Source organism: uncultured Pigmentiphaga sp. (assembly GCF_937950555.1).
Taxonomy (GTDB): Bacteria; Pseudomonadota; Gammaproteobacteria; order Burkholderiales; family Burkholderiaceae_B; genus Pigmentiphaga.
Window position 1 is genome coordinate 91962 of record NZ_CALFCW010000014.1, and the last position, 15583, is coordinate 107544.

Below are 15583 nucleotides of genomic sequence, written 5' to 3' on the forward strand. Positions count from 1 at the left end.
CCCCGGGGAGCGGTGCGTACGGCTTTGTTGCAGCGCGATAACCCCGCGTCCATAATCGACGCATGCTTCGGAGGTAGTCATGGACTTCCAGACGAACAGGCAAACGTCCCAGGCGGAACTGCCGCCTGCTCCACGTTGCACGTTGGTCATTTTCGGCGCGACCGGCGACCTGACGGGCCGGCTCCTGGTCCCGGCCCTCTACAACCTGGCACGCCTGAAGGCGCTGCATCCCGAGTTCCGCGTCATTGGCATCGGCCATCGCGCGTTGGATGACGAAGGGTTCCGGCGGCGCTTGAAGGAGGCCGCCGACCAGGTTTTCGCCTCGCGCGGGGAAGAGGCGCAGGCCAGCTTCGAGGCCCCCGTCTGGAAATGGCTGATGGGCCGGACGTCTTACCTGCAGGGCGATTTCGAGGAAGAACGCACGTACGCGGACTTGAGCCAAGCGCTGGCGGCCGAACCGGGCGGGGTCATTTTCTACTTTGCGACCGCGCCCGGCTACTTCCAGACCATCGCCCGGCACCTGTACGAAGCAGGCCTGCTGAAGCAGGCCGGAGGCCGCTGGCGCCGCGTGGTCATCGAGAAGCCGTTCGGAAGAGATCTCGCTTCCGCATGCGAGTTGAACAAGCAGTTGACGCGGGTCGTCCACGAAAACCAGATATTCCGCATCGATCACTTCCTGGGCAAGGAAACCGTCCAGAACATCCTGGTCTCGCGCTTCGCCAACAGCGTGTTCGAGAGCAACTGGAACCGGCTGTATATCGATCACGTGCAAATCACGGCAGCAGAGTCGATAGGCGTAGAGCGGCGTTCTGCCTTTTACGAGCAGACGGGCGCCTTGCGGGACATGGTGCCGAACCACCTATTCCAGCTGCTGGCCATGGTGGCCATGGAACCGCCCAATTCTTTCGACGCCGATGCCGTGCGTACGGAGAAGGAAAAGCTGCTCGACGCCATACACATCCAGACACCGGCCGAGGCGTTGCAGAACAGCGTGCGTGGGCAGTACCAGTCCGGGCTCGTGAACGGCAAGCCCATGCGTGGCTACCGGGAGGAGGAGGGCGTCGCGCCCGACAGCACGACCGAAACGTATGTCGCGCTCAAGCTCAGCATCGATAACTGGCGCTGGGCCGGCGTGCCGTTCTACCTGCGCACGGGCAAGGCGCTCGCGCGCAGGCAGACGCAAATCGTGATCGCGTTCAAGGATGCCGGCCATGCGCTGTTTCGCCAGAGCGCGCAGGAGAAACCCCCGGCCAATACCTTGGTGCTGCAGATCCAGCCGGACGAGGGATTGTTCTTCCACATGAAGGCCAAGGTGCCCGGCTCCAAGATCCGCATTGCGCCGGTGAGCATGGACTTCCGCTACGCTGATCACTTTCCGCCTTCCCATAGCTCAGGGTACGAGACCTTGATCTACGACTGCATGGTCGGCGACGCCACGCTATTCCAGCGGGCCGCCGACATCGAGCTGGGGTGGGAGGCGGTGCAGCCTTTCCAACAGGCCTGGGCCGAGAGCGGCGAGATCCATTTCTATCGCGCCGGCAGCCACGGCCCGGCGGCCGCGGATGTCCTCCTGGCCCGCGACGGGCGGCGCTGGTTGTCGCTGGAGTAGCGGGAACGGTTCTTGCGGTGCGCTCCGCATGAACCAGGATAACGATGATAAAGGACCGCCGGATGCGCAGGGCCGGATGAGCTTCCGGGTATTGACGGTCAACGTCCACAAGGGATTTAGTTTTTTCAACCGTCGGCTGATTCTGCACGATTTGCGCGAGGCGGTGCGCAGCGTGTCTGCAGATATGGTGTTCCTGCAGGAAGTGCTAGGCACGCATGCCAGGCACGCGCTGCGCTTCGCCGATTGGCCGGCGGCGCCGCAATACGAGTTCTTGGCCGATACGATCTGGTCCGATTTCGCGTATGGCCGCAATGCCGTGTACCCCGACGGGCATCACGGCAACGCGGTGCTCTCCAAGTTTCCGATCTCCCATTTCGAGAACCGCGACGTCTCGATAAGCGGGCCCGAGCGACGGGGGCTCTTGCATTGCATCGTCAAGGCGCCCAACACCGGTGGAGAGCTCCACGCCATCTGCGTGCACCTCGGTCTGCAAGAGCGCCACCGCCGCAAGCAGTTGCAGTTGTTATGCCATCTCGTCCAGGAAGAAATTCCGCCGGACGCGCCGCTGGTGGTGGCGGGCGACTTCAATGACTGGTTGCAGCGCGCCGGCCGCGTGCTGAACGGGTGCGCGGGCCTGCGTGAGGTCTATGAACATGCCACGGGGCGCTTGGCCCGCACCTTTCCCGCGTGGCATCCCCTGCTGCCGCTCGACAGGATCTACGTGCGCGGGGCACGGGCGATGCGGCCTATCCACCTCGGGCCCCATCCGTGGAAATCCTTGTCGGACCATGCGCCGCTGGCTGCGGAGATCGTGCTATGAGTAGTTCGTTTCCACGTAAGCCTTATTCGCAAGAAGGGAGCGCCAATGGCTTGTTCGGCCGCGGGCGATGGCGAGGATGGCCACGCGGCGAGGAAGCAGGGCGCGTTCGCGGCCAGTCCGCCGCACCTGCGAGCGTGCAATGGACGCAGGGCAACGCGATTGCGCTGCTTGAGAACGGCGAGGCTTTTTTCCCGCGGGTCTTTGAGGCCATCAGCCAGGCGCGCGCCGAGGTGTTGCTCGAGACGTTCATTCTGTTCGACGACAAGGTGGGCAATGCGCTGCGCAACGTCTTGATCGATGCCGCCCGCCGGGGCGTCTATGTTTCGGTCCTCGTCGACGGATATGGGTCGACGGATCTACCCGAGGAGTTCCTGGCTGGCCTGATCGAAGCCGGCGTGCAGTTCCGGGTATTCGACCCGCGGCCCAAGCTGCTGGGGATGCGTACCAACGTGTTTCGTCGCCTGCATCGCAAGCTGCTCGTGGTGGATGGTGAAACGGCCTTCGTGGGCGGCATCAACTTCTCCGCCGATCACCTCGCGGATTTCGGTCCGAGCGCCAAACAGGATTACGCGATCGAAGTGCGCGGGCCGATCGTGGCCCAGATCCGCGATTTCGTCCGCAACGGCACGGTGCCGCGGGACAAGGCGCGCCGTCGGGCCGCCAGGCCGGCTTCTCCCGCCAAGGAACAGCCGTTGAACGAGGCGGGCGCGGAGTGCCTGCTGGTCGTGCGCGACAACAACGCCCACCGGACGGACATCGAGCAACATTACCGGATCGCCATCCGGGCGGCGCAGCGCGAGGTGACCATCGCCAATGCCTATTTCTTCCCCGGTTACCGGCTGCTGCGCGACATGCGCAAAGCGGCCAGGCGCGGCGTGCAGGTCAGGCTCATTCTCCAGGGCGAGCCGGACATGCCCATCGTCAAGGTGGCCGCGCACATGCTGCACGATTACCTGCTCAGCGCGGGCGTGAAGATCTATGAGTATTGCGAGCGTCCGCTGCATGGCAAGGTCGCGGTCGTGGACGACGTGTGGGCCACGGTGGGGTCGAGCAACCTGGATCCGCTTAGCCTGTCATTGAACCTGGAAGCCAATCTCATCATTCGCGATCCGGCATTCAGCCGCACCTTGCGCGAACGGCTGGATGCGCTGGTCGAGCGCCATTGTCGGGAAGTTTCTGCGCGCGACACGCGGCCGCGCTCGCGTTGGCGGATGGCGACGTCGTTCATCGTTTTCCATTTCCTGCGACGCTTCCCCGCGTGGGCCGGCTGGCTGCCTGCGCATGCTCCCAGGCTCGAAAAAGTCGAGCCCGGCCCATCACGCCCGACGGAGACACCAGATGCCCACTCTCGTGAGATCGGATAGGGAGGCCGCGCCTTCAGGGCGTGACGACACTCGGCCGTCCAGCCGTCGTGCCTGGTGGCGTTGGGGGCGGCATGCGCTCACCCTCGGATTCCTGGCGCTCGTGACCTTCCTGCTTGCCCAGCAATGGGAGAAGGTCGAATGGGAGCGCGTGCTGCAATCGATCCGGTCCTATTCCCCGCAGATGCTTCTCGCCGCGGGAGGGCTGACGGTGGCAAGCCATTTGCTGTTCGGCGCGTTTGACCAGCTGGGAAAGCGCTACGTCGGCCACAAGCTCGGCGTGGCGCGTGTCGCCATGATTGCCGGCGTCTGCTATGCGTTTACCTTGAATCTTGGTGCCTTGATCGGCGGCGTGGGCTTCCGTTACCGGCTCTATTCGCGGGAGGGACTCTCCGCACCCGACATATCCAAGATTTATGCCTTGAGCGTCGTGACCAATTGGCTGGGCTACCTGATTCTGCTAGGCGTGGTCTTGGTGTGGGGCGGATTGCAGCCTCCGCGGCAATGGGGCATTCCCGCAGGAATGCTGCCCGTGGCCGGCGTCGCGGCATGGGCCGTGGCGGCGGCTTATCTTGCGATGTGTGCGGTGCGGGGGAGGCGCAGCTTCGAGGTGCGAAAGGTGGAGGTCACCGTGCCCGGACGCCGCCTGGCACTGGCGCAGGTCGTCATGTCGGTGGCCAATTGGATGATCATGGGCGGGATCCTCTATGTGCTGCTCGGGGGTGAGGTCGACTACTGGCGGGTGCTCGCCGTGTTGCTAGTCAGCGCCGTGGCCGGAGCGCTGACGCACGTTCCCGCAGGACTGGGCGTATTGGAAACGGTATTCCTTGCGCTGCTCTCTGCGCAGGTGCCTGCCCACCAACTGCTGGGCGCGCTCCTGGCCTATCGCGCGGTGTATTACCTCGGTCCGCTCGTCCTCGCGGTTTGCCTCTACGCAGGCCTCGAAGCGCGTGCCCGGCGTTGATTTTCCCAGCGCGCTGCGCAGCCATTCAGTCGTGGTGCAGCCGCTCCCAGGCGCAAAGTGTTGCGCCGGCGTCGCGTGGTTCGCCACAGGACTGTATGGAACGTAAACGTTTGCTATCGGCCGGGATCCGGGGCCGAAAGTTTCTTTCTGATGAGCTAGCATCGAATCACAGCACTCCTGGAGACTGGCCATGAATCATGTCGTCGACCATCTCGCCGTACAGTATTTCCTGAAGGCCCGGGTCCACGATCTCCCTGAAGGGCAGTTCCGTGGGTATGTTGAGGTCACGGCCCGCTCGGGCAAGGATATGCTGGACAGCCGGCTCAAATACTGTCCGCTGATCCGCGGGACGTGGAATGAAGCGCTCGAGGATGCGGAGCGGTTGGCAACGAACCTGCGTGACACCGATTATCGCGACGGCGATTGCTTCGTGTTTTCCGTGCGGGAGGCCAGCAGCTTCGACGCGCTGATGACCTTGCTCGGCCGGTAAGCCATTGTCGCCGCCGCGGGCTCAACCGTTGATGATCTCCCCTCCGTTCGGGTGCAAGACTTGGCCCGTCATATAGCTCGCGTCGTCCGACGCGAGGAAGACGTAGCACGGCGCGACTTCTTCGGGTTGCCCGGGGCGTTTCATTGGAACGCTGGCGCCGAAGGTAGCCACTTCTTCGGCGCTGAATGAAGCGGGAATCAACGGCGTCCAGATGGGGCCGGGCGCGACGGCGTTGACGCGTATGCCGCGTTCGACAACCGCCGCCGAGAGCGAGCGGGTAAATGCCACGATCGCGCCCTTGGTCGAGGCGTAATCGATCAGGTGCGCGCTGCCGCGGTAGGCCGTCACCGATGTCGTGTTGATGATGGCAGCTCCGGCAGTCAGGTGCGGCAACGCCTCCCGGGTCAGGTTGAACATGCCGAAGAAATTGGTGCGGAAGGTCCGTTCCAGTTGGGCGCTATCGATGTCTTCCAGGGCGTTTTGCGGATGTTGTTCGGCCGCGTTGTTGACCAGGATGTCAATGCGTCCGAATTCCCTCAAGGCGCGCCGCACGACTTCCCTGGCGTGGGACTCGCTGCCCAGGTCTCCCGCCATGCTTACGCAGCGTCGGCCGGTCTTCTCGATCTGCCGGCGGGTGTCTTCGGCGTCGCCACTCTCATCGAGGTAAGTGAACAGGACGTCCGCGCCTTCTATGGCAAAGGCGACCGCGACGGCTCGGCCAATGCCGCTATCGCCGCCCGTGACGATGGCGCACCGGCCTTTCAGCTTGTCGGACCCGCGATATCCCGGGCCGGTGGACTTCGGCTGCGGATGCATCGCGCTTTGGATCCCCGGCTGCTTGGATTGCGCCTGTGGGGGCAGCGTGCGTTGTTCTGGATCGCCCGGCATGGTCGTCTCCTGGAGAAGTGTGCATGCCGGGCCTGCAGCAACTACCGTGCCGCGCGAGGCATCTAGGCTGGGACCGCGTCGACGGCGGGGCCGCCTTCGTAGGGCACGTCGAGCAGCTCGAAAACCTGCATCGCCAATTCAAGGCAGGCGTTGGTCAGCTGCCAGGGCAGCGTACGGGGAATGCGGTCTTGCAGCAGGAGTTTGGTGGCGTGCAGATGCGGGATCGGGTCGAGCAGGCGATGCTGATAGTCGCCCAGCAGCAGGGAGACCGATGCCTCGGCTTCCCGCCTGGCCGGCTCGTCCGTCGGCCATTGCGAGGGGAGCCCCCAGGCGCGAGGCATCCATTCGAGGTCGCGCAGCACCGTGCGCATGTCTTCGTGAGAGTCGCGAAAGGGCAGTAGCACCAGGTCGGCCTGGTTGGCGAGATGGCTGTCGATGTCGGGGCGATTGCCGCCGCCGTCGATGACGCCGAACCAGTCGTCGACATGATTCAGCGTCGCGACGACTTTGGACAGGTTGCCGGGCTCCCTTGCGTCGAATGGCAGGTACCGCCGCCCATCCTTGGAGAGGCGCTCGCGCTCGAGATCCGTGAGCACGCACACGACGCGCTTGCCGAGCAGCGCCATGCCGTGCGAGATCATGTGGGACAGCGTCGTCTTGCCGGTGCCGCCCTTGTTACCCAGGATGCACACGATCTGGGCCATGCCTGTATACCCTTGCCCTCATGCGCCGTGAGTCCCGGCGGCGTGGGCGCCGCATGAACGGAAAATGACCGCGGGGCACGGGCGCAGCGTACCCGGGCAGGAGTATGGCGTGAACGGGCAGGCCGCAAAGCCTGGATTAGAAGGCTTTCGGCGGGTTAGTTCCGTAATGGGGCTTCGTGGGGCGCTGCATCGCTCACGCAGCGCGCCGCCGGTTGGCTTGCGCGACGGTCGACCAGGCGTCCCCGATCAGTGCGGGATCATTGGCTGCGAGCAGGCGGCTGTCGGAGAGCATCTGGCGCCACCGTCGCGCCCCGCCCTGGCCGTTGAACAAACCCAGCATGTGCCGCACGATCGCCCGCAAAGGCACGCCGCGGGCGACCTGCTCACCGGCGTAGGCGGTCATCGCGGCGATGACCGCCTCATCGTCGGGTATGGGGGTCTCAGGCCAGAGTTCCTGCGAGATTTCCGACAGCACGCGGGGGCGCTGGTAGGCCTCCCGGCCCAGCATGACGCCATCGAGCTCGCCGCCGCCGTGCCCGATGTGCGAGAGGGCGGACCCGGCTTCGACCAGGCCGCCGTTGAGCACGAAGGATGCTTGCGGAAAGTCCCGCTTGAGCTGGCGGGCCACGTGATAGCGCAGCGGCGGGATTTCTCGGTTTTCTTTCGGGGAGAGCCCTTTCAGGACGGCGTTGCGGGCGTGCACGATGAACACTTCGCAGCCCGCCGCGTGCACCGTTCCCACGAAGTCGCGCACGAATTCGTAGGACTCGTCGTAGTCCAATCCGATCCGGTGTTTGACCGTGACAGGGATGTCGACGGCATCGCGCATGGCCTTGACGCAATCGGCCACCAGGGCCGGCTCGGACATCAGGCAGGCGCCAAAGGCCCCTTTTTGCACCCGGTCCGAAGGGCAGCCGCAGTTCAGGTTGATCTCGTCATAGCCCCAATCCCGCCCGGCTTTGGCGGCACGGGCGAGGGCATGCGGCTCGTTGCCGCCCAATTGCAGCGCAACCGGATGTTCGGCCGGATCGAAATCCAAGTGCCGGGCCGCGTCGCCGTACAAAATGGCGCCGGTGGCGATCATCTCGGTATAGAGGCGCGCCCGCGGCGCGAGAAGTCGATGGAAGAACCGGCAATGACGGTCCGTCCAGTCGATCATGGGGGCTACGCACAGCGCCCAGCCGGCAGGTCGTTGGTGGGAAAGCATAAGGGGAAATGATAACCCGCCGGCGCAGGGGCTCCCGCGTGTGCGGGGGGCCAGGCGCCACAATCGGGCAATCGCCGGCCGTGCCATCGGGGCTCCCGCGTGTGCGGTGGGCCAGGACGCGATATCATCTCGTCACCTTTCACCTGGAGCCCTCCCCATGCGCACCTCCTTCCTCGCCGCTTCGCTCCTGTTGCTCGCCGGCATGGGTGCGGCCCAGGCCGACAACCTGAGTTTTCTGAACGAATCCGTTCTCCTGCACATTCCCAAGGCGCAGGTGTCGAATTTCTCGAACGAAGTCGGGCGTGTGCTCAACGAGGTCGCAGACGGCCAGCGCGCCACGTGGGCCAGCACCCCGGTGCGCCAGGTGCCTCCGGTCACGGTTTCCTTTGCGCCCCGCAACACCGTGCAAACCGCCAAGGGCCAGACCTGCCGCTTCCTGGCCGCGGACGTCACCCAGGGCAAGTCGAGGGAAAACTGGGGCTTCTGGTTCTGCAAGCAGGACGACGGTACTTGGAAGGCGAGCGCCCGGTGAGTCCTGCTCAGGGCGGCAGGATCTTGCCCGGGTTCATCAGGCCTTCGGGATCGAGCGCGCGCTTGATCCGATGCATCAGGTCGAGTTCAAGCGCGCTCTTGTAGCGCGCCATTTCTTCGCGCTTGAGCTGGCCGATGCCATGCTCGGCGCTGATGGAGCCGCCGTGGGCATGGACGCTGTCATGCACCAAGCGGTAGACCTCGTCTTGCCGGGCCAGGAAGTCGGCCTCGGGAATTTCTGGCGGGCGGCTGACGTTGTAGTGCAGGTTGCCGTCGCCGAGATGGCCGAACGTGATGTGGCGCACACCCGGAACCGCGGCCTGGAGCATGGCGTCGGTGGCGGCCACGAAGGCGGCGATGCGGGAAGTGGGCACGGAAATATCGTGCTTGATGTTCTTGCCTTCCCACGCCTGGGCGGCTGAAATGTTCTCGCGCAGCAGCCACAGCGCCCGGCTCTGCGCAATGCTGGAGGCCACCACAGCGTCTTCCACGGTGCCTTGTTCCACCGCGGCCTGCAGTACCTCTTGGAAGCGAGCCTGTGCGTGCTCCTCGCTCTCGCTGTCGGAAACTTCCAGCAACGCGTACCAAGGGGCCGCCGGAAGCGGCAGCTTCTGGTCGGGAAATGCCCGGGTGACGACTTCGAGACTGGCATATGACATGACCTCGAACCCCGTCAAGTCCGCCCCCAGGCCCGCGCGCGCCTGATTGAGCAAGGCCACGGCGGCCTCCAGCGACGGCAGGCTGACCATCGCCGTGCATTGGGCTTTCGGCAGGGGAAAGAGTCTCAACGTGGCGGCGGTGATGATGCCGAGCGTCCCTTCGCTGCCGATGTAGAGGTTGCGCAGGTCGTAGCCGGTGTTGTCCTTGCGCAGGCCGCGCAATCCATCCCAGACTTCGCCTTCGGCCGTGACCACCTCGAGCCCCAGTGCCAGTTCCCGGGCGTTGCCGTAGCGAAGCACCTGGGTGCCGCCGGCGTTGGTGGCGAGGTTGCCGCCCACCGTGCAGCTGCCCTCGGAGGCGAGGCTGAGCGGGAAGAGCCGCCCCGCCTGACGCGCCCAATCCTGTACCGTTTGCAGGACGCAGCCCGCCTCCACGGTGATGGTGTCGTTGTCGGTATCGATGGCGCGCAGGCGGTCCAGGCGCCGGGTCGATATGACGACGGCACGGCCGCTGCCGTCAGGCGTTGCACCACCGGCCAGGCCGGTGTTGCCGCCCTGGGGCACGATGGGCGCGCCATACCGGCGGCAGAGCTTGACGACTTGGGCGACTTCGTGCGTGTTGGCCGGCCGCGTGACGGCATAGGCCGAGCCGGTATAGCGCCCGCGCCAGTCGGTGAGGTAGGGTGCGGCGTCGGCGCCGGTAAGCACCTGTTCGGCGCCCAACGCGCTCTTGAGCTCGGTCAGCAAATCCATGCATCCTCCATTGGCGCCCGGCCGGGCGAAACACGGGACATGGCGCGGCCCTCAACGCGGAGGGCCGGCGGCTGCCTTTTGGGCTGCCTTGGCGGCTCGCTTCGCCGGTCGCACGTACAAGATCGCACACCAGAAAAAAATCGTCGTCAGTACAACCTCGGCCCACGCCACCTGCGCAGAAAAGCCGGGGTCGCTCGTGGCCCTGACCACGCCTTCCATGAAGTAGACCAGGATCAGCATGGAGGCCCATTGATAGGTATATAGGCTACCCCGCAGTATGCCTCGCAAGGGCAGCAGGAGCGGAACGGCCTTGAGGACCAGCATCGATCCTCCCGGCCTCAGCGGGGCCAGCACCGTTTCCCAGACGATGCACAGTACGATGAGGGCGATGAGCGAGGCCGATGCGGCGAGCCGCAGCCGGCGGCTCAGGATGACGGGCGCGGCCTTCATCGCGCGCGGGCCTGCCGGCCGGCGTGAAGTTCCAGGGCGGTGCGGGCGAGGCGGGCGCCCAGCGCTTCGGCCAGCTGGAGCTCATCCCGGTGGAAAGGCTGGCGGTTGTCCACGCCCGCGACGTGTGAGGCGCCATAGGGCGTGCCGCCTTGCCGGGTGCTCATCAGGGCGCTTTCGGTGAAGGGCAAGCCAACCAACAGCATCCCGTGGTGGAGCAAGGGCAGCATCATGCTCAGCAAAGTGCTTTCCTGGCCCCCGTGCATCGAGCCCGTGGACGTGAAGACGGCCGCCGGCTTGCCCGCCAGGCTTCCGGCCAGCCATTGCTCAATGGTATGGTCGATGAAATACTTCATCGGCGCCGCCATGTTGCCGAAGCGGGTGGGAGATCCGAGCGCAAGCCCGGCGCATTCCTCGAGGTCGGAGGCTTCCACGTACGGCGGGCCGCTGTCGGGAATGGCCGGCGCCGTGGCTTCGCATACGGTCGAGACGGGCGGAACGGTGCGCAAGCGGGCATGTGCGCCGGGCGTTCGCTCCACGCCCAGCGCAATGTGCTCGGCCAGTTGACGGGTCGAGCCGTGCCGGCTGTAGTACAAGATCAGGATGTCCATAGGCCGCTATTATCTCCCCTCATGGTCCAGAACGCTTCCGAAATGTCCAACGTTTCCGCGGCCACGCCCGCCCTTTCCGGTCCCGACGCCGCGGAGCGCCCGGAATCCCGCACCGCAGCGTTGCGCCGCCGCCTCCTGGCCCGGGAGTCTTGGCTGGCGCGGCTGGGGCGCTTGCTCCGGTTTGCGATGCAGCGGGCGGCAGAGGAGCGCATTGCACAGGTAGCCTCCAGCCTGACCTTCACCTCGGTATTGTCCATGGTGCCCCTGCTTGCCGTGGCGTTGGCGCTGTTCACCGCGTTTCCGCTGTTCCGTGAGTTCCAAGGAGCCTTGGAAGGGTTTCTAGTCGGCAACCTCATGCCCCCCGCAGTGGCCGACAACATCATGGACTACCTCAACGACTTTGCCCAGAAAGCGAGTAAGTTGACGGCAGTCGGGGGCATATTCCTGATGTTCACTGCCGTCTCGCTGATGCTGACCATCGACAAGGCGCTCAACGAGATCTGGCACGTGCGCAAGCGCCGCCCCTTGCCGCAGCGCGTGTTGATCTACTGGGCGACCCTGACGCTCGGCCCCGTGCTGATCGGTGCCAGCCTCTGGGCCACTTCATTCCTCGTGCGCGAGTCCATGGGGCTGGTGGGAGACGTGCCCGCGCCCATCGGCGTCCTCGTCTCGTTCATCCCCCTGATCCTGACCGGCTTTGCATTCGCGGCCCTGTTCATGGTCGTGCCCAATCGGCATGTCGAGGCGCGCGACGCGCTGACGGGGGGCTTTGCGGCGGCCATCGTGCTCGAAATCATGAAATCGGGCTTTGCGTTCTACCTTTCACGTTTTCCGACCTACACCATTGTGTACGGCGCCTTCGCGACGCTGCCCATCTTCCTGTTGTGGGTGTACCTTTCCTGGCTCGTGACGCTCTTCGGCGCGACGCTGGCCGCCAGCCTGCCCCTGATTCGCATGGGCCGCTGGGAGACGGCGCGGCACCCTGGGGCGGCTTTCGTGGATGCGCTGTCGATCTTGCGGGCCCTGGCCGTTGCGCGCGACCGCAATCCGCCCGGCCTGAGCACGATCGCGCTGCGCGCCCGCCTCAACCTTCACCATGACGAATTGATGGTCGTGCTCGATACCCTCGCCAGCATCGGGTACATCGCCCGGATCGGTGATGCCGGCAGCGCGCGCGAACGGTGGGCGATGGTGTGCGATCCCACCGTCGCCACGCTCGAGCCCGTGGTGGAGAAACTCCTGCTCGATCGCAAGCCCCTGGCTGGCGACCCTGCGCTGCTGCGCGCGGTGAATGCCGCGTGGGAGGAGGGTTCGATAACCATCGCCGAGGCCCTTGCGCAGCGGCCGGAAGACATCGAGGAAGAGCGCGAGCTCGATCGGGAGCTGGAACGGAAATTGGAAGCGGCGACAGATCCGGCAGAAACCGGCCAAGACGCCGCCGAAGCCGTGCATGACGAGCGCCTGCGCCGCGCGCGCGCATCCTGAGGCTAGAGGCCGGGCATTGCGCCCGGCAAGCTTACGGCACCCCTAGTTCAGCCGCCAATACACCCCACCCATGCCGCAGCGCATCGGCGCGGAAGGAACATAAAACACCGTCTCCGCGCGCGTATTGCCGCATACGCTCGCCGCGCCCATCGCCGCCACCCAGGCCAGCAATTCGCCCGCGCCGCCGTCGCCGCCGGTCAGCAGCTTTTCGAAGGTGAGCTCGCGCTTGACGCGTTCGGCGTCCCCCGATTCCATGAGCTCCAGGAACCAGCGGTCGAACGCCTCGTGCACGGTGAAATAGTCCTTGCCGCCTGGGTCGTGCGACAGGCCGCCCGTGCCCATGATCACGACGCGCTCGTCGGAGGGGAATTGCTGCACGATACGCGCAAGGCTTTCCCCCACTGCATAGCAGTGCGACGCCGTCGGGACGGGAGGCACGATGCAGTTCATGTGTATGGGAACGAAGCGCACGTCGTAGCGCGGGAATAGGAACTTGAGCGGCACCGACCAGTTGTCGTCGAACAGCAGTTTTTCCGCGAAGGCGTGATTGAAGCCGGCCTTGGCCGATTCACGCACCAGCGCCCGGCCGAGCTCTCGATGGCCCGCTACCTTGTAATCGGGAATGTTGAGCCAGTCGCGGAACCACGGCGCTGGGCCCTCCCATTCGTCTCCGATGCCGACGCAGAAGTCCGGGATGTTGTCGAGCGAGAAATTGAGCAGGTGATCATTGGCGATGCCAATCACCACGTCCGGCTCGACTTCTTCCATGAGCTGGTGGAATTTCGCATAGCCGGCCAGCACGCCTTCCTGCTCGTGCTGCGGCGCCTTGTCTATCCAACCGGTGACGCCTGGAGCGTGGGCCACGCCCAGGGCTGCTACGATTTTTGCCATACGAATCTCCGCGTTCAGTTCTTGGTCGCGATACCCATTTTCTCGGCGTACAGGCGAGCCGCTTCGCTATCGTTGTGATTGCGCGCGGCGCCCTTGAAGAGCCGCGACACCTGGGGCAGGAAATAAGGATGGACGCCCAGCTTGCCGAGCGCCTCGATGTCCATGGCTCGCCAGGCGCGTTTTTCCTCCTCGCTCAGGCCGTAAGCCGTCATGGTGGCTTCGAGGTCTTCCTTGAAGGCACGGTATTTCTGCTCGTCGCGCCGCAGTTCGAACACCATGCGGTTGGAGGGCAGAGTCTTGTCGGTGTCTCGGATTCCCATGCTGACTCCTTGGTTCGATGAAAACGATGGGTCGGTCAACGTGCCGCGGCAGGCAATGCCGGTTTTCCTTCCCTGTCCCGGCTCCTGCGGAGGTGATGGCCGGCGAGCCCGGACGGCGCGGGAATGCCGCGACAGTGGGCTGCTCTCAAGCCTTGTCCCAGATTTGACGCAGCGTCGTACTCGGACACACGTCGCCGAACAGGAAGCGGACGTTGGCCAGTGTCGCCGCGTGTTCGGCAGGGCTGTGGGAGGCGACGGCGTCTTCGGCGACCACGCAGTAATAGCCTAAGGTATGGGCGGCACGCAGCGTCGTTTCGACGCATATGTGCGTTTGCACGCCCGTGAAGACAATAGTCCGTATGCCGCGCGCTTGCAGCGTTTCATGCAAGCCTGTCCCGTGAAAGCCGCTGTACGTATGTTTGGTGAATACCGGTTCGTGGGGCTGCGGCGCCACGCCGAACCAGTCGCTTCCCCACGTGCCCGGGACGCAGCAGTCGCTCGTGATACCTCGGGCTTGCAGCTTGACTTGCATCGGGGGCGGGATCCGATGCCGCGTGTAGTCCGCGCGTACCCAGAAGACCGGGACGTCCGCCGCCCGCGCGGAGGCCGCCAGCGCGGCGATGGCGTCGACGATGGCCGCTGCCGAGGAGACGTCTTTGCCCATGATGGTGTCGATATATCCGCCGGGCGCGCAAAAGTCATTCTGCATGTCGATGACCAGCAAGGCAGACGACTCCGGGGACAGCCGCTCTTCCAGCGATACCGGCAGGGTTCCGCTTGCCGCGGCTGTCGCGGCAGATATGCCGGACTGGGGATGTTGCAACATGTGGGCGCTGCCTCCTATTGGGGGGTAGGTTCCGACGACCATGGGGCCGGTGTGGGATTGTGAATAATCGATTCTAGAAACTGTAAACGATTTTTTTATGAGAGTGGAGTGGGAAGATTGCGTCGCGTCCATGGCGTCGGCCGGATTGCCGCGGATCGGTTACTTTGCGCGGCGTCGCGGGAGCGCGGTGGCAGAATCGATGGGGGCTGCGTGCTACGATTCGCCGAGCGACGCGGCCATGCCGTTCGTCTGAAAGGAGAATGATGAAATCCGTCGTTTCTGCCGAGCCTCCGACTGCCGAGGCGGGCCAGAACTTCGCCAGTGTGATCGCAACGCGCCTGCGCAATGACATTGCTTCGGGGCGGCGTCCGCCGGGCACGAAGCTGTCCATCGAGGTGCTCAAGGGGGAGTTCGGCGTCAGCTTGTCTCCCCTGCGCGAAGCGCTGGCGCGCTTGGCCACGGAAGGCTTTGTCGTCAATGAGGACAAAAAAGGCTTCCGGGTGGCCCCGGTGTCGCGTGAAAACCTCGCGGAAGTGGCGAAACTGCAGGCCACCCTCGAACCGATGGCCTTGCGCGAATCCATCCGGCATGGCGACAACGCCTGGGAAGAAAGCGTCGTCCTGACCCACCACCGGCTCATGCGTTACGAGCGGCCGGAGCGGAAAGAAGGGCGGGACGTGGATGAGTGGGAAGCACACCATCGCGGCTTCCATCTCGCGCTCATCTCTGCGTGCCGCATGCCAATGGTGCTCAGCATTTGCGAGTCGCTGCAGTATTTCAGCGCGCGCTATCGGCGGCTCTTCCTTGCGTACCAGCCATTCGATCGCGACGTCCGGGGCGAGCACCAGGCGCTCGTGGAAGCCGTGCTCGACCGCAGCGAAGATGACGCGGCCGAGCTGCTCTGCACCCATATCGAGCGAACGGCGCGCAACATCATGGACGCACTCGACGCCGGGGCGGTCGCGGCCGCCGCCGTGCCGAGTTGAAGCACGCTGTCAGGCGCGCTAGCATAGGGAA

At 64.9% G+C, this 15583-nt stretch carries 17 protein-coding genes; 8 read left to right on the forward strand and 9 right to left on the reverse strand.

What is annotated here, in order from left to right; all coding sequences use genetic code 11:
* The first annotated feature begins 79 nt into the window (after positions 1 to 79).
* The 5 genes from zwf to Q0319_RS02760 all read left to right on the forward strand — a co-directional run bounded on the left by zwf (position 80) and on the right by Q0319_RS02760 (position 5244).
* Complete coding sequence (gene zwf / locus Q0319_RS02740) at positions 80 to 1609, forward strand: glucose-6-phosphate dehydrogenase (RefSeq protein WP_296462734.1); 1530 nt, start codon at positions 80 to 82, stop codon at positions 1607 to 1609.
* 28 nt (positions 1610 to 1637) lie between these two features.
* Entirely contained in the window at positions 1638 to 2429 is a 792-nt protein-coding gene (locus tag Q0319_RS02745) for an endonuclease/exonuclease/phosphatase family protein (RefSeq protein ID WP_296462736.1), read from the forward strand.
* The gene (clsB, locus tag Q0319_RS02750) at positions 2426 to 3793 is read left to right on the forward strand and encodes a cardiolipin synthase ClsB (protein ID WP_299450740.1); all 1368 of its coding nucleotides are present in this window, start codon (positions 2426 to 2428) and stop codon (positions 3791 to 3793) included. Before Q0319_RS02745 ends, clsB begins: the two co-directional genes overlap by 4 nt.
* A complete protein-coding gene (locus Q0319_RS02755; RefSeq protein ID WP_296462741.1) occupies positions 3768 to 4754 on the forward strand; it encodes a lysylphosphatidylglycerol synthase domain-containing protein in 987 nt (328 codons plus the stop codon). Before clsB ends, Q0319_RS02755 begins: the two co-directional genes overlap by 26 nt.
* A gap of 190 nt (positions 4755 to 4944) precedes the next feature.
* Positions 4945 to 5244: a hypothetical protein gene (locus tag Q0319_RS02760; RefSeq protein ID WP_296462744.1), complete on the forward strand. Its 300-nt coding sequence runs from the start codon at positions 4945 to 4947 to the stop codon at positions 5242 to 5244.
* A 21-nt stretch (positions 5245 to 5265) separates the two neighbouring features.
* Here Q0319_RS02760 and Q0319_RS02765 read toward each other — a convergent pair whose 3' ends face one another.
* From Q0319_RS02765 to dusA, 3 genes are all read right to left on the reverse strand, one after another.
* Positions 5266 to 6132, reverse strand: a complete 867-nt coding sequence (locus Q0319_RS02765) for an SDR family oxidoreductase (protein WP_299450741.1) — start codon at positions 6130 to 6132, stop codon at positions 5266 to 5268.
* Positions 6133 to 6194: 62 nt separating this feature from the next.
* Positions 6195 to 6836, reverse strand: a complete 642-nt coding sequence (locus Q0319_RS02770) for an AAA family ATPase (protein ID WP_296462749.1) — start codon at positions 6834 to 6836, stop codon at positions 6195 to 6197.
* A gap of 193 nt (positions 6837 to 7029) precedes the next feature.
* Complete coding sequence (gene dusA, locus Q0319_RS02775; protein ID WP_296462752.1) at positions 7030 to 8043, reverse strand: tRNA dihydrouridine(20/20a) synthase DusA; 1014 nt, start codon at positions 8041 to 8043, stop codon at positions 7030 to 7032.
* A gap of 157 nt (positions 8044 to 8200) precedes the next feature.
* Between dusA and Q0319_RS02780 the strand changes: the two genes are divergently transcribed.
* Entirely contained in the window at positions 8201 to 8575 is a 375-nt protein-coding gene (locus tag Q0319_RS02780; protein WP_299450742.1) for a hypothetical protein, read from the forward strand.
* A gap of 7 nt (positions 8576 to 8582) precedes the next feature.
* Here Q0319_RS02780 and Q0319_RS02785 read toward each other — a convergent pair whose 3' ends face one another.
* From Q0319_RS02785 to wrbA, 3 genes are read right to left on the reverse strand one after another with little or no spacing between them, the layout of a single operon-like run.
* Entirely contained in the window at positions 8583 to 9986 is a 1404-nt protein-coding gene (locus tag Q0319_RS02785) for an FAD-binding oxidoreductase (protein WP_296462761.1), read from the reverse strand.
* Positions 9987 to 10037: 51 nt separating this feature from the next.
* Positions 10038 to 10436: a DUF2069 domain-containing protein gene (locus Q0319_RS02790; protein ID WP_296462764.1), complete on the reverse strand. Its 399-nt coding sequence runs from the start codon at positions 10434 to 10436 to the stop codon at positions 10038 to 10040.
* Positions 10433 to 11044, reverse strand: a complete 612-nt coding sequence (gene wrbA / locus Q0319_RS02795) for an NAD(P)H:quinone oxidoreductase (RefSeq protein ID WP_296462767.1) — start codon at positions 11042 to 11044, stop codon at positions 10433 to 10435. The genes Q0319_RS02790 and wrbA overlap by 4 nt, the downstream gene beginning before the upstream one ends.
* Positions 11045 to 11086: 42 nt before the next feature.
* Here wrbA and Q0319_RS02800 point away from each other — a divergent pair, with 42 nt between their 5' ends.
* Entirely contained in the window at positions 11087 to 12529 is a 1443-nt protein-coding gene (locus Q0319_RS02800; RefSeq protein ID WP_296462769.1) for a YihY family inner membrane protein, read from the forward strand.
* A gap of 42 nt (positions 12530 to 12571) precedes the next feature.
* Here Q0319_RS02800 and Q0319_RS02805 read toward each other — a convergent pair whose 3' ends face one another.
* The 3 genes from Q0319_RS02805 to Q0319_RS02815 form a co-directional block, all read right to left on the reverse strand.
* Complete coding sequence (locus Q0319_RS02805) at positions 12572 to 13420, reverse strand: hypothetical protein (RefSeq protein ID WP_296462771.1); 849 nt, start codon at positions 13418 to 13420, stop codon at positions 12572 to 12574.
* A gap of 14 nt (positions 13421 to 13434) precedes the next feature.
* Positions 13435 to 13740 (reverse strand): hypothetical protein, encoded by a 306-nt coding sequence (locus Q0319_RS02810; protein WP_296462773.1) that lies wholly within the window; start codon positions 13738 to 13740, stop codon positions 13435 to 13437.
* A gap of 145 nt (positions 13741 to 13885) precedes the next feature.
* Complete coding sequence (locus tag Q0319_RS02815) at positions 13886 to 14566, reverse strand: isochorismatase family cysteine hydrolase (RefSeq protein ID WP_296462776.1); 681 nt, start codon at positions 14564 to 14566, stop codon at positions 13886 to 13888.
* A 260-nt stretch (positions 14567 to 14826) separates the two neighbouring features.
* Here Q0319_RS02815 and Q0319_RS02820 point away from each other — a divergent pair, with 260 nt between their 5' ends.
* Positions 14827 to 15552, forward strand: a complete 726-nt coding sequence (locus tag Q0319_RS02820; protein WP_296462779.1) for a GntR family transcriptional regulator — start codon at positions 14827 to 14829, stop codon at positions 15550 to 15552.
* Positions 15553 to 15583: the final 31 nt, after the last annotated feature.